14 protein-coding genes and 2 riboswitches are annotated in these 16,425 nt (G+C 42.6%); of the genes, 2 read left to right on the top strand and 12 right to left on the bottom strand.

Going from position 1 to position 16,425, the window contains the following annotated elements; all coding sequences use genetic code 11:
• Positions 1-14 precede the first annotated feature (14 nt).
• Entirely contained in the window at positions 15-1,958 is a 1,944-nt protein-coding gene (locus CJ483_RS16705; protein ID WP_120036252.1) for a GTP-binding protein, read from the bottom strand.
• Between the two features lie 187 nt (positions 1,959-2,145).
• Here CJ483_RS16705 and CJ483_RS16700 point away from each other — a divergent pair, with 187 nt between their 5' ends.
• Together CJ483_RS16700 and CJ483_RS16695 are read left to right on the top strand one after the other, a co-directional pair.
• Complete coding sequence (locus CJ483_RS16700) at positions 2,146-3,399, top strand: erythromycin esterase family protein (RefSeq protein WP_120036251.1); 1,254 nt, start codon at positions 2,146-2,148, stop codon at positions 3,397-3,399.
• Between the two features lie 764 nt (positions 3,400-4,163).
• Positions 4,164-5,102, top strand: coding sequence for an SDR family oxidoreductase (locus CJ483_RS16695; protein WP_120036250.1), 939 nt, complete (start codon positions 4,164-4,166; stop codon positions 5,100-5,102).
• 31 nt (positions 5,103-5,133) lie between these two features.
• On the opposite strand, the gene glsA is transcribed toward CJ483_RS16695, so the two are convergent.
• The 11 genes from glsA to CJ483_RS16640 all read right to left on the bottom strand — a co-directional run bounded on the left by glsA (position 5,134) and on the right by CJ483_RS16640 (position 16,215).
• Positions 5,134-6,063: a glutaminase A gene (gene glsA / locus CJ483_RS16690; protein ID WP_120036249.1), complete on the bottom strand. Its 930-nt coding sequence runs from the start codon at positions 6,061-6,063 to the stop codon at positions 5,134-5,136.
• A gap of 308 nt (positions 6,064-6,371) precedes the next feature.
• On the bottom strand, positions 6,372-7,439 hold the full coding sequence (gene mtnA / locus CJ483_RS16685; RefSeq protein ID WP_120036248.1) for an S-methyl-5-thioribose-1-phosphate isomerase: 1,068 nt from the start codon (positions 7,437-7,439) through the stop codon (positions 6,372-6,374).
• Positions 7,396-8,679 (bottom strand): S-methyl-5-thioribose kinase, encoded by a 1,284-nt coding sequence (gene mtnK, locus CJ483_RS16680; RefSeq protein WP_120036247.1) that lies wholly within the window; start codon positions 8,677-8,679, stop codon positions 7,396-7,398. Before mtnK ends, mtnA begins: the two co-directional genes overlap by 44 nt.
• A 14-nt stretch (positions 8,680-8,693) precedes the next feature.
• The gene (locus CJ483_RS16675) at positions 8,694-9,698 is read right to left on the bottom strand and encodes an ABC transporter permease (RefSeq protein WP_120036246.1); all 1,005 of its coding nucleotides are present in this window, start codon (positions 9,696-9,698) and stop codon (positions 8,694-8,696) included.
• A complete protein-coding gene (locus tag CJ483_RS16670; RefSeq protein WP_259455696.1) occupies positions 9,699-11,195 on the bottom strand; it encodes a sugar ABC transporter ATP-binding protein in 1,497 nt (498 codons plus the stop codon).
• An 83-nt stretch (positions 11,196-11,278) separates the two neighbouring features.
• Positions 11,279-12,385 (bottom strand): sugar ABC transporter substrate-binding protein, encoded by a 1,107-nt coding sequence (locus tag CJ483_RS16665; RefSeq protein ID WP_120036245.1) that lies wholly within the window; start codon positions 12,383-12,385, stop codon positions 11,279-11,281.
• A 29-nt stretch (positions 12,386-12,414) separates the two neighbouring features.
• Positions 12,415-12,798, bottom strand: coding sequence for a VOC family protein (locus tag CJ483_RS16660; protein ID WP_259455695.1), 384 nt, complete (start codon positions 12,796-12,798; stop codon positions 12,415-12,417).
• A gap of 25 nt (positions 12,799-12,823) precedes the next feature.
• Entirely contained in the window at positions 12,824-13,456 is a 633-nt protein-coding gene (locus CJ483_RS16655; RefSeq protein WP_120036243.1) for a methylthioribulose 1-phosphate dehydratase, read from the bottom strand.
• Positions 13,457-13,522: 66 nt separating this feature from the next.
• Positions 13,523-13,625: riboswitch (SAM riboswitch) on the bottom strand.
• Positions 13,626-13,731: 106 nt separating this feature from the next.
• Positions 13,732-14,925 carry a 2,3-diketo-5-methylthiopentyl-1-phosphate enolase gene (locus CJ483_RS16650; RefSeq protein WP_120036242.1) on the bottom strand — a complete coding sequence of 398 codons (1,194 nt, stop codon included), beginning with the start codon at positions 14,923-14,925 and terminating at the stop codon, positions 13,732-13,734.
• A gap of 44 nt (positions 14,926-14,969) precedes the next feature.
• On the bottom strand, positions 14,970-15,482 hold the full coding sequence (locus CJ483_RS16645; protein WP_120036241.1) for a 1,2-dihydroxy-3-keto-5-methylthiopentene dioxygenase: 513 nt from the start codon (positions 15,480-15,482) through the stop codon (positions 14,970-14,972).
• 67 nt (positions 15,483-15,549) lie between these two features.
• Entirely contained in the window at positions 15,550-16,215 is a 666-nt protein-coding gene (locus tag CJ483_RS16640) for a 2-hydroxy-3-keto-5-methylthiopentenyl-1-phosphate phosphatase (protein WP_120036240.1), read from the bottom strand.
• A 105-nt stretch (positions 16,216-16,320) separates the two neighbouring features.
• A riboswitch (SAM riboswitch) is annotated at positions 16,321-16,424 on the bottom strand.
• Between the last annotated feature and the right edge of the window lies 1 nt (position 16,425).

The raw sequence follows: 16,425 nt of genomic DNA, 5'->3' as shown, positions 1-16,425 counted from the left end.
AACGGCAGAATATATTAGAGACCATGCATTTTTGCTTCTGCCTCATCCCAAGCAACCGTGTAACCCTGCCCTTTTGAACAAAAGATGGAGGACGAACTATATTCAGGATCAGCATTCTTATTATACCCGATTCGTTTAATGACCTCTTCTTCGTTATGACAACGGTAATAGCCTCCAACTATCATATTCATCACGCCCTTTCCTTGTGTAAAAGCAGCAAGCTCTGTACTGTAATTCATAAAGGTTGCTACCGGTGCTTTGCCGGTCAAAAGCGCTTTATTCCCCTCTGTTTGTGGCGGATCAAAACTGCCGTGGGCCGTCTGAATATCAGCAAGCACTTTGCCCATCTGATCCATTTCCACTTTAATTTTAAAATGGTAATACGGCTCCAATAGAATGTTTTCTGCCTTTTCTAATCCTTGTCTCAGCGCCCGGTAAGTTGCTTCTCTAAAGTCGCCCCCCGAAGTGTGCTTGTTATGGGCACGTCCGGTAAGAAGGGTAACTTTCATATCCGTTAGCGTAGAGCCCGTTAACAGACCTCTATGTTCTTTCTCAAAAATGTGATGGCGGACTAAGTTCTGGTGTCCTACTGCCAGATCATTCATATGACAAGCATTTTCAAATGCAATCCCGCTATTTCTTTCGGCAGGCTCAAGTTTTAAATGAACCTCTGCATAGTGTCCTAATGGTTCAAAATGGCCATATCCGTTGACGGTCGAATCAATTGTTTCCTTATAAATGATTTCCGGGTCTCCGAAAGCCACGTCCAGTTGAAAACGTTCCTTTACTACTTGCTTTAAAATTTCGAGTTGAATAGCGCCCATTACGTGAATATGGATTTCCTGAACATTCTCCTCCCACGTAACGTTCAAAGCGGGATCCTCAATATCCAGCATGTGAAAGCAACGCAGAGCTTCTTTTACATGAATAGAAGGATCAATGACCACTTTGGACTTTAAAGTCGGGACCATCTCATACACAGCTTTTTCTTGTAAGACACCCATTCCATCGCCGGCACGCGCCTCTGACAATCCAGTAACAGCAAACAGCTCCCCTGCCCCGGCCTGGTCAGCTGTATGAAACTTGCTTCCATTGTATTTTCTTATTTGAGTTACTTTTTCAATTATTCCATTTCCGTAATGTACTTCGTCACGGACATGCAATGTACCACTTAGCAATTTCATGAAAGTAATTCTTGTTCCATTATGATCATGCTTTACTTTATAAACACGGCCGGCAAAAGCCTGATCATTTGAATAATGGGTGACAGTTAGCTCGTCCAGCTTTTCCAAAAAGGAGGATATACCAATGTCTTGAAGTGCTGAGCCGCTGGCGCATGGAAATATTTCTCTTTTCTTAATCAATTTAATCATAGTATGAAGCCATACATCTTTTTCGTAGCTGCCGTTTATATATTGCTCCAACAAAGCTTCATCCCGCTCAGCGATAAATTCAATCATGGCCTCGCTCATTTCACCTTTGTTAAACCCCTCTGTCAGATTAACAATGTCCTTTGACAGCTCCGCTCGAATTTCATCTAACACTCTTTCAACATCGGCTCCGATACGATCTATTTTATTGATAAAGAAAAATACAGGAATGCTATGTTTTTTCAGCAGCTGCCAGATTGTTTCCGTATGACCTTCCACTCCTTCGACAGCACTGATGATAATAATGGCATAGTCCAACACTTGAATCGACCGTTCCATTTCTGGAGAAAAATCGACGTGGCCCGGGTTATCAATCAAATAATAAGTAGAATCGCGATAATCCATAACCCCTTGATCCGCAAACACTGTAATGCCTCGCTGTTTCTCAATTTCATGATTATCCAAAAAAGTATCCTTATGGTCTACTCTCCCTCTTTGTTTAATGCTATTTGTATGGTAAAGAAGCTGTTCAGAAAAGGTCGTCTTGCCAGCATCCACATGTGCAAATATACCGATTGTTTTATTCATCCTAGCACCTCTGTTACATTTCTTCGAAACATACAAAGCATTATATCAAAAATCTTTCCTTCTAACTGTCTTCCTCTGTAATTTTGTAGAACTTGTTCGCTTTCTTTGCATAGTGGGTATTGTCCCTGTAAAGGTGCATAATAAATAGAACATGTCCATCAATTTCTCATGAAAAGGAGCTTTTCTGATGAATCAACCTCTTGTCAGTGCGGTAAAAAAATATGCCTTCCCCTTTGAAACGAATGAAGATTTAACTAGGCTTATTGAGGAAATTGGGGATGCCAAGATTGTTCTTTTAGGAGAGGCGAGCCATGGAACTTCTGAGTTTTATTCCGTGCGGGCTGCTCTGTCAAAACAGCTTATTGAGGAAAAGGGATTTTCAGTGATCACGGTGGAGGGAGACTGGCCATCAGCCCAGCAAGTGAATCGTTATATTAAAGGCTATGAGAAGGAGAAGAAAGAAGCCAAAGAGGTGTTGCACGCCTTTGACCGTTGGCCAACCTGGATGTGGGCAAATCAAGAAATCGTCTCTCTCATCGAATGGCTGCGTGCCCATAATGAACCAAGGCCGACAGAGAAGAAAGTAGGTTTCTACGGGATTGATGTCTATAGCTTATGGGAGTCCATGGAGGAAGTGCTGAGTTATTTATCACGGACAGAAACTGCCGGTGTAGATTTGACGCTGGCAAGAAAAGCTTTTTCTTGCTTTGAGCCTTTCAATCGCCAGCCGGAAAACTACGCAATCTCCACTTTAAATATTTCTGATGTATGTGTAGAGGAAGTATCAAGGCTGCTGGCATCTATACGGACACATGAAAAGCATTATAAGGGGAAAGAAGAAGCAGACCTCAACTTAAAAGTGAATGCACTAGTTGCCAAAAATGCCGAAGAATATTACCGTGCCATGGTACGAGATGATTCTCTTTCCTGGAATATTCGTGATGAACATATGGTAGAAGCGATTAATGAATTACGAAGTTACTACGGAGAAAATACAAAAATTATTGTCTGGGAACATAATACCCATATCGGAGATGCTTCTGCTACAGACATGAAGAATGAAGGAATGATTAACGTCGGTCAGCTCATTCGTGAACAAAATGAACCGGAAGATGTCTACGCCATTGGATTTGGCACTCATCATGGCACTGTGATCGCTGCAGAAGAATGGGGGTTTCCATTTCAAAGGATGGAAGTGCCGCCCGCTCAAAGAAACTCTTGGGAAGATGTCCTTCATCAAGCAGGAGCTTACAATAAATGTTTAATTTTTAATGAGCAAAACCGTCATCTGTTTGACAGCTGGATTGGCCATAGGGCGATCGGTGTTGTCTATCATCCTGAATACGAAGCCTATGGCAATTACGTTCCTTCTAAAATTAGCGACCGTTATAATGCCTTTGTATACATTGATCAAACCCGGGCGCTTGTACCGCTGAAATAGAGAAAATTATCACAAAAAGAACGATCCCCGTAAGACCGTGCAAATAAAAAGGGGGCAAAAAGTTTCTTCCTTGGAGCCCCCTCTCCCCGACTATGAACCGGGAAAAATTGCCCCATTTAACTCTTTTATAAAAAGACTGATATGTGACCTTGTTCTAGAATTGAATGACGATTTTTTGACAATGGCTTTACCTATCCAATGTAACTTCGCTTGTTCCGTCTTGTGAAAAACAACTTTCCCCTATTTAGGCCGCAGTATACTCAGTTGTTGATTGCCTCTGCCGGCGGACGCTTTTCCCTTCGGAGTCACCGCCTATCGCTCCAATCGACTATTAAAAAACAACCTTTCTCTTTAACAGAGCCTTTGTTTAAAAAATAACTATACATGCGAATGGAATCTGCTGTATCTCCTTCCACTGTTTCGAAATGGGAAATCTAATTATAGAACCGGATAATAGGCCTGATATTTCGGATGACAATAATAAGGAGGACGAGGTCCTATCATAGGCATTTGCCAAGCATGTGGATTCGATGCATAGAGGACTTGCACTTTTTCTTGCGATTGGTTCACTAATAATAATCTTACTTGGGGACTAACATAATATCTCATGGTGCCACCTCCTCAGACTGTCTTATCTTCTTTAAATTATTCAACTCCCTTTAAAATAGAACCGTCTTTAGCTGCTGAAAAAACCCTATTAAAGTCATTGAATTGTCCTTTTTAACATAATGTAATTTGATATTATTTGAAGAGGAGGCTTGATCATGACCCATTCAGCTGATGACAAAAAGAAAAGGCAAGCTTCACAGCGATATCCAATGCATCCTAACTATGGAAAAATAACACGTTACGAAGAAATCGCTGTTACCGTTCCAGAACAACGCCAGTTTCACCAGCCTGGCGTAGAAAAATTCATGGTGCCGAGACCTATTATCGAAAATCCTAATTACAAAGGAAGCGGAAAATTAACAGGAAAGGCGGCGCTTATCACAGGCGGTGACAGCGGGATTGGAGCTGCTGTGGCTATTGCTTTCGCTAAAGAAGGCGCCAATGTAGCTATTTCTTACCTAGATGAACATGAGGATGCCAATCGGACGAAACTAAGAGTGGAGGAGCTTGGCAGACGCTGTTTATTGTTGCCTGGAGATGTAAGAAAAAAACAACACTGTGTTAGTATCGTAGAAAAAACGGTTCAAGCCTTTGGAAAAATGGATATTCTCTGTAACCATGTCGGTATTCAGTTTCAACAACTCAGCCTGCTTGACATCACTGATGAACAGTTCGATGATACGTTTAAAGTAAACATCTATTCTCATTTTTACACGACACGAGCGGCGCTGCCCCATCTAAAAGCAGGCAGTTCTATCATTAATACAGCTTCTGTAGTAGCCTATGATGGCAACAAGCAATTGATTGATTATACAGCGACTAAAGCAGCAATCGTTGGTTTCACCCGGGCCTTAGCAAACAGCTTAGTCGAAGAAGGCATACGTGTAAATGCAGTCGCCCCTGGCCGGATATGGACCCCTCTTATTCCATCCAGCTTCTCTGCCGATCAAGTCTCATTAGCGGGTAATCCGATGGACCGCCAAGGCCAGCCGTTTGAACTTGCCCCCACTTACGTGTACCTGGCTTCAGATGACTCCCGCTTTGTAACAGGCCAAACTCTTCATGTGAACGGAGGGCAATGGATGTCTTCTTAAAAAAGAATGAAAAGCTTTGTCGCCTTTTACATTAAAATATACTTAAAGAATACTGTTCAGAAAGCATTTCCAACAATTTCAGTCCCGCTATGCTATTTCCTTTTTCATCAAGGGCGGGACCAAATATCCCAATGCCAAATCGATTAGGCACCGCTCCCATAATTCCACCGGAAACGCCGCTCTTAGCCGGAATGCCGATTCTGACAGCAAATTCTCCAGCCGCATTATACATTCCGCAGGTAACCATAAATGTTTTACATATCCGGACGATGTCTTTAGGGATTAACTGCTCTTTTGTAAGAGGGTCCACCCCGTTCATGGCAAAAATGAGTCCTATTCTCGCGAGGTCCAGGCAGGTCATTTCAATTGCACACTGCTTCGTATAAAGCTCTAAAAGTCCCTCTACTTCTTCCTCAATAATTTGGTGCTCTCTCATAAAGTAGCATAACGCCCGGTTAAGATCCGCCGTATCGAATTCCGACTGTGCCACTTCTTTGGAGTAGCTCATTTCCTGGTCCCCGGTTAATTTTTGAACAAAACTAAGAATACGGGCAAGACGAGCTTCAATCGAGGGCCCCTTGATCATGCTTGTCACAGCTAATGCTCCAGCATTGATCATCGGATTGAGCGGTTTTGAAGGGTTATACAGCTCTAATTTTACTATAGAATTGAATGGGTCCCCTGTGGGCTCATAGCCTACCTTTTCAAACACACGCTCTTCTCCGCAATCCATCAAGGCAAGCGCAAGTGTCAGTACTTTAGAAATGCTTTGCAACGTGATTTTTTGGTCCACATCCCCGGCAGAAATGCACCTTCCGTCGGGATGAAAGATAGCTGCCGACAAATCATTGGGATTTTCTTTCTTTAGTGCTGGGATATAATCGGCTACTTTTCCTTGTGCTGTATACTTCTTTGCTTCCATTACTAGTCCGTTTAATTTCTCGCTTGAGTAGCAAGGCATGTTAATCACCATCTTTTCTTTCGTTTCGTAAAGACAATATTAGTCTCAGCTAAATAAATTCAGTTTATCCACGCGTCTTGATACAGGTGCCTTTTCTCCCTTTACCCTCTTATCATGTCACAACAACTAAAAGCAATCGACTTTTCTGCAATAAAGTTGTTTATCGGGGATGACAAACTATTTATCCGGGATCAGTTATTGTATATTTGGAAAAATGATCTACTTATCTAAAGTAAGCGATCCTTTATTAAGAGCAACGTAAAAAAGCAGGTCTAAAGGCTGTAATTAAGCCTTTGACCTGCTGCTTATTATTCTTTCTCTATCAATTCAGCTAAACTTTTTTCAAAAGGTGCGTAAGCAATGCCTTTTTCTGTAACAATGGCAGTAATCAATTCATGATCAGTAACATCAAAAGCCGGATTGTACACTTTCACATTTTCCGGGGCCATTGGTTTTTCATACCATTGAGCACTCACTTCTTCTGCTTTTCTAAGTTCAATTGGAATATCATCGCCTGATGCACATTTTAAATCCACTGTAGACAGCGGAGCACATACATAAAACGGAATGCCATAATGCTTGGCCAGCACCGCTAATCCTGATGTGCCAATTTTGTTAGCTGCGTCCCCATTGGCAGCCACCCGGTCACAGCCGACTAACACCGCTTGCACCTTGCCCTCTTTCATAACGAGAGAAGCCATGTTATCACAAATTAACGTGACATCTACTCCAGCTTGCTGTAGTTCCCATGCAGTTAAGCGGGCCCCCTGGAGAAGCGGTCTTGTTTCATCCGCATATACGCTGAAATTGTACTCCCGTTCCTGCCCCAAATAGATAGGCGCCAAAGCCGTTCCATATTTAGCTGTTGCAATCGTGCCTGCATTACAATGAGTGAGAAGCCCCCATCCCGGTTCTAATAACGAAAGCGCATGTTCGCCGATGGCCAAGCACACCTGTTCATCTTCCTCACGGATCGTTTCGGCTTCGTCTCTCAACGCCCTCTTAATAACGGCTACATCCTTATCTGCTTCAATGTGCAAGCGGTCTTCCATCCGCTGTAAGGCCCAAAACAAGTTGACAGCTGTTGGACGGGAGGATTCCAGATACTTTTTTACTTTTTCAAATTCAGTTGCCAGCTCGGTAAAGGTTACTGCTTCTAATCGCTTTACGCCCAAATAAACACCATAAGCTGCTGCAATGCCGATAGCAGGTGCTCCTCTCACTTTTAAATGATAGATTGCATCCCAAATCTCTTCTACCTTTGAAAGCTGAAGAAAAACCTTTTCATTTGGCAGCAACGTCTGGTCAAGAAGAACAAGAGCATCGTTATCATCATCTAACCGGACTGATTGAATGGCTGCTACTGGTGTTGTCATCGCTGATTGCCCCTTTACTAAACTGATTTACACTCTGGCGCAGTACCTGCACAAAATCAGTGCCTGCCCGAATACCTGCTCGCTGAAGGATAAATGCTTTTCCGGCCGTTAAGCAAATTTTCTCTGCTGTTGCCCGGTCTTCTGCATAAGAAATCGATGTCAAATCCTTCACGTGAGCAATACCGATTACTCTCCGGCATAGTTCAAGTCCAGCAACCGCAGCGGTATCTTCAAGAATAGAATCCAAATACCACTCTTTAAAGCTTGGTAGAGTTGCTGTCTGCTCTGTCACTGTCTCATCCCACAACTGGATAAACTTCTCTGCAAACAGCTCAATCACTTGAATAATTGTTTCTTCTAAATATTGCAGGTAATCGTTTCTTTCTTCTGTTTCTTCTATTGTATAGCTCGCATGAATATAGGCAAAGATAAGGTTTGCTACTACATTCCCGATATCATAGCCAGCCGGCCCATAAAAAGCAAACTCAGGATCAATCATTTTCGTAGAATCTTCTTTAATAAAAATCGAACCGGTATGAAGGTCGCCATGAAGAAGCGATTGGGCCTTTGTCATAAAATCAAACTTTAGTTTTGCTGTCTCCAGCTTAAGCGTTTCATCATTCCAAATCACTTCACGGGCAAATTCCTTCGTTCCCTCAAATACATCGTTTTGCTCACAGTCATAAAATGGCTCTGTATAAACCAAATCTTCGCTAATTTCACAAAGTTCAGGGTTTGTAAACTGCTGTACCCTCTGCTTCTTTTCTTTATGTCCCATGACGACATCTGAGGTAAGCAGCAAGGTACGGGCAAGAAATGTCGTAATATGATCAGCGAATAACGGGAATTTTTTATGCTTTAAAAGAGCGGAACGCATGATTTCATGATCAGATAAATCATCCATCACACAGCAGTTCATAATAGGATCATAGGAATAAACTTTTGGCACAAAGCCGGGAGCCAATTCGCCTTGCAGCGCCAATATTTCACTTTCAATTCGATTGCGGTCCGGAGAAACCTTAAAGGCATCAGAAATACGAGCTACTGGTCCTGCCTGCTTAATAATGATGGACTGGCCGCTTCGACGGTCAACGACCTTAAAGACATAATTCAAATTGCCATCCCCGATTTCACGGCATTCCAAATCGGCAGCCTCAGCAAAAATATCTAATCTTTTTTGCGCATATTCTACTGCATCTGCTTCATTCATCGTAAAATAAGCTGAAGTAAAATCTTTCAAATAAGTCCCCTCCATTATCTCTGCTTATAGTAAGTCAGCCCTAATGCAAAAGCCAAAACGGCTCCCTTAACAATGTCCATCGCATAATATGGAACAGACATCATCACAAGCCCATTTTGCAAAATTCCAATCAGCACAGCTCCAATAAATGTGCCAATTGCATTCGGCTTGCCGGCCCCGAATACAGCAAATCCAATAAAAGCGGCAGCCACAGCATCCATTAAATATGGAGCACCTGCATTAATTTCCGCAGTCATCACTCGGGCTGCAAGCACCGTCCCTCCAATGGCTGCACAAACAGCGGAAAGCAAGTAAGCAATCATTTTGTACTTATTAACCGGTATCCCTGATAATCTGGCCGCCTCTTGGTTGCCGCCGATCATATACATGTATCTTCCATGCTTTGTGTAAGATAAAAAGATGTGTACAAGAACAACAGCAAGGACCATAACGATGATAATCCAAGGCACCTGCCCTGCTTTTTCAAATAACGGGCTGATCGCTCCTGCGGCGAATGTGCCATCTGGCATGACCATGTTTTGTGTAATCGTTGCCCCTTTTGTGTAGGTGAGGGCTACCCCTTGAATAATAAACATCATAGCCAAAGTCGTAAGCATATCAGGAATCTTAAATTTCACAATCAATAAAGAGTTCAATGCTCCCACGATAAGCGCAGCAGCTAGCACAGCAATCAATGCGATAAAGATGTTCTGGGAATACCAGACAAACATTGAAATTACAATGGCGTTCGCCAGAGATGCAGTCGAACCGACAGAAAGATCAAATCCATTGATCGACAGAGAGATAGTCACACCAATGGCAATGATCGTTACAATGGAGATCGACCGCAAGATATTAATAATGTTTTCCCCTTCAATAAAGGCTGGGTTGGCCCAGGTAAAGATGGCGATCAAAAGCCCGATCGTCACAATCGTGCCATACTTATATAACCAGTCAAACAATTGAAAAGACTGTTTCACGGACTGAGTTTTCACTGCGATGGTTTGTTCAGTGTCCATCTACTTTCCTCCTGTTGAATAATATAGAATTTCTGCTTCGTTTGTAGAACCTGTTTCTATTTCCTTGACCACTTCTCCGTCATAGACTACATATAACCGATCTGTCATTCCAAGAATATCCACCAGTTCACTTGAAGCGTAGATAATCCCTTTTCCTTGCTTCGCCAGCTCGGCAATCAGCCCGAAAATCTCCCGCTTCGCTCCAACATCCACACCCTTCGTGGGCTCATCGAAAATATAGACATCGGCGTCGCCCATCAGCCACTTGCCAATGACCACCTTTTGCTGGTTCCCGCCTGATAGATTTCCGATTGTTGTTTCTATAGATGGAGTGACAACACTAAGCCGTTGGACCATTTTTTCAGCTTCTCTTTTTTCTGCCTTAAAATCAATTAAGCTAAAAAGCTTGGAGAATCGCTTCATGCTAGAAACCGTTAAATTCGTTGTTACAGATTCAGAAACAACCATTCCCGCTTTTCTTCTTTCCTCCGGAACAAGAACCATTCCATGCCGGACTGCATCAGAAGGAGAAGTGATTTTCACTTTCTTTCCTTGGATGAACACATCGCCTGATGTTTGCGGAGAAGCACCAAACAACGCCTGGCAGATCTCCGTTTTGCCTGCGCCGACAAGACCGGCGATTCCAACAATTTCTCCTCTTTTTACTTGGATATTCAAGTTTTTTACCATGCCATTGTCAGACAGGCCTTTCACTTCAAGAATGGTTTCTCCTGTTGTTGGCTGATGAGGAGGATATTGCTCTTCTAATGATTTTCCAAGCATTTGTTCAATGACATGTTTAGGAGAAGTAACAGCCGTTTCCTCTTTCATCACAAGTTCACCATTTCTCATGACAGTTATTTCTTCACAGATAGCAAACAGTTCTGGCAGGCGATGAGAAATAAAAATGATCGCTACTCCGTCTTGCTTTAATAGACGGATTAAACGAAATAACTCTTCTGTCTCTGCCTGGCTTAATGGGGCTGTTGGCTCATCCAGCACCAAACATTTACATTGATCGGAAATCGCTCTGGCGATTAACACCATTTGCTTTTCAGCGAGTGTGAGTTCATCGACTCGTTGGTAGGTGGAAATGGCTACATGCAAACGGGTCAGGATAGCAGCTGCCTGCTTATGGATCGATTTCCAGTTGATGAGCTGCTTTCGGCCCATGCGATGAATCATTTGCTCCAACATGATATTCTCGCCAACCGTTAGATAAGGAATAAGAGCTGTGTCAACTTCTTGATACACCATTTGAACGCCTAATCGTTTGGCGTCTTTTGGAGAGCGAAGTGTCACTTCTTCCCCATGAAAATAAATTTCGCCCCGATAATGGTCGTAAGCTCCGGATAGGACTTTCATCAATGTGGATTTTCCCGCTCCATTGGCACCGATCAAGGCGTGGATTTTTCCTTTTTCCACATGAAAATCCACATTCTTCAAAGCCGCCACCCCTGGGAAATCAATGGAGATGTTTTTCATTTCAATCATCATGTTCGTTCCCTTCTCATGAAATGGGTATGGCAATTAAGAAAAACGGAAGCATCCGCTAAAAACTAAGCGAATGCTCTTTTTTCTTAATAATGTTCTTTCAATGTCTTCATCCACTCTTCTTCAAATTCATCCGATTTTCCCCAGTTCGGAACAACGTTCTTTAAGCTTTCCATATTCACCGGCTCTTTAGAGGAAGATAATTCTTTTTGCGAAATTAAACTGGCATCTAATGCATATTCTTGCGGTGTTTCTTCTCCTGCAAGTTTCTTCGCCAAAATTCTCATATCAATTTTTCCGATCAGCGCCGGATCTACTGCGGCTGTATACTTCCAGGAGCTTCCTTTTTCCTGCATGAGTTGTAAATCGGCATTTGAAACATCAATTCCATAAATTTTCACTTCATCGCGACCTGCTTCTTTAATTGCACGCGCGGCTCCGATGGCGAATGCATCCCATGTGGCATAAATGGCATCCAACTTTCCTTTCGGATATTTCTTCAGCATGGCTTGAACAGCATTTTGTGTTTGAACGGATGTATCGGCAGCCGCTACTCCGAATCTTTCTACCTCTTTAATGCCTGAATTTTTCTTTAAAGTTTCTTCATATACGGCATTCCGGCGAACCATTGGCGGGAAACCGTCTACCCACAGGTAAGCAATTTTTGCTTTGCCATTGAAATCCTTCACCAATTGGTCCAAGCTCAAAGTGGCCAATGCTTTATCATCTTGAGAAGTTAGTGTCACACCGTCTACGCTCTTTAAATCTTCCACAGAATCAAAGGTGACAACACTCTTGCCTTTCTCTCTTAGCTTTTTCACAGCATCTACTGTTGCTGCATCATCTCCATGAGAGATAACTACTCCGTCATAGTCCTGATTGGCAGCTTGTTCAATGGCATCGTGGAACTTCGCTGTGTCACCGTTTGCTGTGAAGACATCCACTTTGAAACCGAGATCCTCCCCCTCTTTTTTTGCGCCTGCTAAAAATTGCGCTGTATGATCATCGCCGCCAATTTTACGGATGACCTTTACCTTTACTTCTTCACCATTTGCAAATCTCTCAGGTACATTTTCAATCTTTCCTGGCTTCTTTTCGTTTGACGAAGCACCTTGTTCGCCCCCTGAACAGCCCGTCAGCAGCAATGTTAAAGTTAAGCCGGATACGGCCAGTTTCTTAAATATCTTTCTCATCCTAAACTCCCCCTGATGTTTTCTGTAAATTAATTAGTTTCGAATAATTCAAGCCACTCGCCATCCGGCCCTTCAAAGAACATATAGCGGGAGCCATTCGGCAGCGTTGTAATTTCCTCATCAATGAAACGGACACCCGCTTCCTTCAATCTTGCAATCTCTTCTTCAATCCCATCCACCTTCAAAGCAAGATGATGAACTTTTCCTTCGGCCGGCAGCGAATCATTATAACCTTCCAACAGCTCAATTTGCGTGCCATCCGTACCTTCTGTTCCAATAAAGGCAATTTTTATTCGGCCGTTTGGATGGTCAAGACGCCCCAAAAGTTGAAAGCCGATTATATCTGTATAAAATGCGATTGATTTTTCCAAATTCTTCACCATGATTCCTGCATGCTCAATTCTCTTAATCAACTTCTTTCCCCACCTTTCTTTACGGTTATTTGACCGCCTGTAGATTTGCCTTTGCTTGAAGAAGGGTGAGCTGATACTGAAATAGAAACTCGCATGCTTCAAGCACTTTCTTTGCTTCAAACCCATCTCTTCCCCAGACAGTAATCCCATGGTTCCGGATAAGCACCGCTCCCTTGTCTTCCTTTATGAATGGAGTCATGGCAGCTGCCAGCGTCGGGATATGAGCATAGTTATAAATAATAGGAATTTCCCACTCCGCGTCTTCCTCCCAGCGGCCAAATGCTTTGATCAGTTCCTGTCCTTTGAAGACGACTTTTCCTTCATCACCATAAATTTCAGAAATCACATTGTTAGCTACCGTATGAACATGAAGGCTGCATCCGGCATTCGATCTTCCATAAATTTCACAATGAAGCAGGGTCTCAGCCGATGGTTTGACATTCGTTTCACCAATCGGATTTCCTTCTTTATCAACGATTAAAAAATCTTCGGCTGTTCTTTTTCGTTTATCTTTTCCACTGGCTGTTACAAGAAATTGCAGCGGCTCATCTTGAACTTTTATTGCTAGGTTTCCGCTGGTCCCCATAAACCAATCGCGTGCCGCTAGTTCATCTTTAATATCTGCCAATTCATGAGCACGAGTGATAAATATACTCAATCTCCATCAACTTCCTCTCTGCAAAAAAACCTCTTCGATAAGAAGAGGTTTTCAAAAAAAAACAACTTCTTATCTTTCAGCATTGCTGCTGTGAGAATTAGCACCGTGCTTAGGTAAGTCGGTTGCCGGGCTTCATAGGGCTCATCCCTCCGCCTGCTCTTGATAAGATAGAATTATTAAATTAATTATTCGCATAAATTTACTAGGATTATGTCACGTTCATCAAAAACTGTCAAGATCTTTTTATAAAGTATCTCCAAAACCGGAAAGGCAACCTAGGAATTAGCTATAACTCCCCATTCTTCAATAGCACGTTTTAGAGGCGCTGATGTTTCAGCAGCTTCGAACAATGAGATATCGTTTACACTTGCATCAATTGCAGCCCGAAATGCTTGTGCACCATTTATCGGGCCATCCGGATGGCCGAATACGCCTCCCCCTGCATTAATAATTAAACTTTCTTTACCGAAATCCCCTAACAGCTGCGGCACCATTCCTGGATGAATGCCGGCTGAAGGCACAGAAAATGTTTGTTCAAAGTGGCTTCCTTCCGTAAGCGCCTTGCCAATCGCCAAGGCGTCAGCTGACGGGATCGCTACATTGCCATACGGGCTTGGAAATAAAGAGAAATCCCCGCCTGTCATACGCGTCAATTTCCCTACCAGCAAGGCATAGGAGTAGCCACCAGGCTGTCCGGCCAACACACCCGATAAAGCCGAGTGAGCCATAATTGGCAAACGAATGTTGTTGTTTTCACGCAAAGTTTGTAGCGTATCTAATCCATAAGCGTGAACGTTAAACAACAGTGCATTCGCTCCCAACTCCTGTGCCCGCTCTGCTTTTTCATGAAGTCTATTTGACCTCCCTGATAAATTCACCGCATATAAAGCACGTTGACCTGTATTCTCGGAATGACGGCCAATAATTTCTTTGGCCGTTGTTATTCTCTTTTCAAAGGGTGTAAGTTCATTGTCAAAAAGAATCTCATCGTCCTTAATCAGGTCAATGCCTCCTGCAAGCAGGTCCTCCAATTGAGAAGAGAAAAAGGACAGATCCCTTCCCATGACTCCCTTAAAAATCGCCATTAATAACGGGCGATCGTATATATTTAACTGCTCTCTCACACCTTTCACTCCAAACCGCGGACCGGGGAATTGAGAGAGCAGTTCATCATCAAATGTTAGGTCAATTAACTCATGGCCTTCAAAGAAAGAAAGCTTCCCATATACGGTAGTTAAAATAGCGGGAAGATCAGCGGAAAAATTGGCGGATGGATAATGAATCTTTACCGTATCCTTTTCCTCTCCTTTTTCTACTGATACAACTTCTCCTTTATTTTTTTGTAATTGCTGCCGCTCAAGATGTGGAATATCTGTCCAAGAACCGACCGTGAGGCCTAAAGCATATTGCTCTGCTTTTTTTTCCTGATCAGAATGTGACGGGAACAGATAAGTAGCTGTTACACCCATGCAATTGTCCTCCTCTGTCATTCTGTGACTTTGTTCATTAGGTTTTAGTAGACTGGCACCCAGCCCTCTTCTGTTACGAAAATGCGGACGGCAACTACTTTACGGTCGTCAGATAAGGTAAAGTAATGACGGACACTTTCAGGGACTGAAATAAGATCTCCTGGATTCAGATGCACTTCAAAGAACCGGCCATCCTTTCCTTGGATAACAAAAACACCGTGTCCGCTTGCAATAAACCGGACTTCATCATCTGTATGATGGTGTTCACGCTGGAAGTTTTTCAATAGCTCCTCTAGATTTGGAGTATGGTCCGCTAATGAGATCACATCCCACGCTTGGTACCCTCGTCTTTCGGAGATGTCTTTAATTTCCGTCTCAAAAGCATCTAAAATCTCCTGTTTCTCTTCATCGCTTAGAATATATTTTTCTTGTAAATGTGCAGGAAGTTTTGAAATGTCCCAATGCTCATAAATAACGTCCTGCTGCTGCAAAAAGGAGACTACCTCTTCTTGTTGTTCAATCACTTCATTTGTTCCCTGAATTTTGATAGTTGTCATGACTATCCCTCCTTATTTTTTATAAATATTCCAAATTTATCTATTAGTCTGTCAAAAGCACAGCTGCTTACTTTATGTTTACTTTTAGTTTCTCTAAAATTTCAATGCAATCATAAAATGTTTCAAATGACTGAAAAGGAATAGAAAGTTCTTTGCACTTTTCCAATAAGTAATCTCTAGCAATAACAGAATCGGCAATTTTTGCTGCTTGTAAGTCTGTCACTGAATCACCAATCACAACGCTGTACATATTCGAATTTGCAGTATGGCGAATGATGGCTGGTTTGCAGCAACCACAATTTTGATTCGGGCATTCTTGATCACAACCGTGCGGCCAGCGAATATGAATATTCTCCCCGCTGAAATCTGCTTCATTACAATACAGTCCAGCAATAGAATCGAACGGCTCAAGCATCGGTTTTACAAAAAAGTCAATGCCCCCGCTGACAATATAAAGGGGAATCCCCTGGCTTTTCGTATATTGCACAAACTCGCCGAACCCTTCTCTAATCTGCGCCGTATTTACAACATACTCAACAATGTCTTTTCGAAGGGAAGATGGGAGAAGCGCAAACATGTTTCCGACGCCTTCCTGAATGCTGACAGATTGGGAAAGCACCCCGTCTTTCCATTTCTCCCACTCAGGCGGAGCAAATTGCTTCATAATGCTAATGATGTTATCTTTTTTAGTCACTGTACCATCAAAGTCACAAAATATGACGGGTTTTCTCAAGGTGCCACCACTTCTTTCCTTTTACTGTACAACTAAAATTTATATTTATGTTTTTGTAACAAACAAAAAACCTCTTCAATAAGAAGAGGTTTTAATAAACACAACTTCTTATCTTCCAGCGTTTATGCTGTAAGAATTAGCACCGTACTTAAAATAAGCCGGTTGCCGGGCTTCATAGGGCTCATCCCTCCGCCTGCTCTTGATAAGAGT

The sequence above is a fragment of the Bacillus sp. PK3_68 genome, from assembly GCF_003600835.1.
Taxonomy (GTDB): domain Bacteria; phylum Bacillota; class Bacilli; order Bacillales; family Domibacillaceae; genus Pseudobacillus.
The sequence above is the reverse complement of the archived record's forward strand: the minus strand, read 5'-3'. Positions and strand labels throughout refer to the sequence as shown.

Bases quoted from the DNA above. Each gene is read 5' to 3' on its own strand.
- CJ483_RS16705 (WP_120036252.1), bottom strand. From the start codon at position 1,958: ATGAATAAAACAATCGGTATATTTGCACATGTGGATGCTGGCAAGACG.
- CJ483_RS16700 (WP_120036251.1), top strand. From the start codon at position 2,146: ATGAATCAACCTCTTGTCAGTGCGGTAAAAAAATATGCCTTCCCCTTT.
- CJ483_RS16695 (WP_120036250.1), top strand. From the start codon at position 4,164: ATGACCCATTCAGCTGATGACAAAAAGAAAAGGCAAGCTTCACAGCGA.
- glsA (WP_120036249.1), bottom strand. From the start codon at position 6,063: ATGCCTTGCTACTCAAGCGAGAAATTAAACGGACTAGTAATGGAAGCA.
- mtnA (WP_120036248.1), bottom strand. From the start codon at position 7,439: ATGACAACACCAGTAGCAGCCATTCAATCAGTCCGGTTAGATGATGAT.
- CJ483_RS16675 (WP_120036246.1), bottom strand. From the start codon at position 9,698: ATGGACACTGAACAAACCATCGCAGTGAAAACTCAGTCCGTGAAACAG.
- CJ483_RS16670 (WP_259455696.1), bottom strand. From the start codon at position 11,195: ATGATGATTGAAATGAAAAACATCTCCATTGATTTCCCAGGGGTGGCG.
- CJ483_RS16665 (WP_120036245.1), bottom strand. From the start codon at position 12,385: ATGAGAAAGATATTTAAGAAACTGGCCGTATCCGGCTTAACTTTAACA.
- CJ483_RS16650 (WP_120036242.1), bottom strand. From the start codon at position 14,925: ATGGGTGTAACAGCTACTTATCTGTTCCCGTCACATTCTGATCAGGAA.
- CJ483_RS16645 (WP_120036241.1), bottom strand. From the start codon at position 15,482: ATGACAACTATCAAAATTCAGGGAACAAATGAAGTGATTGAACAACAA.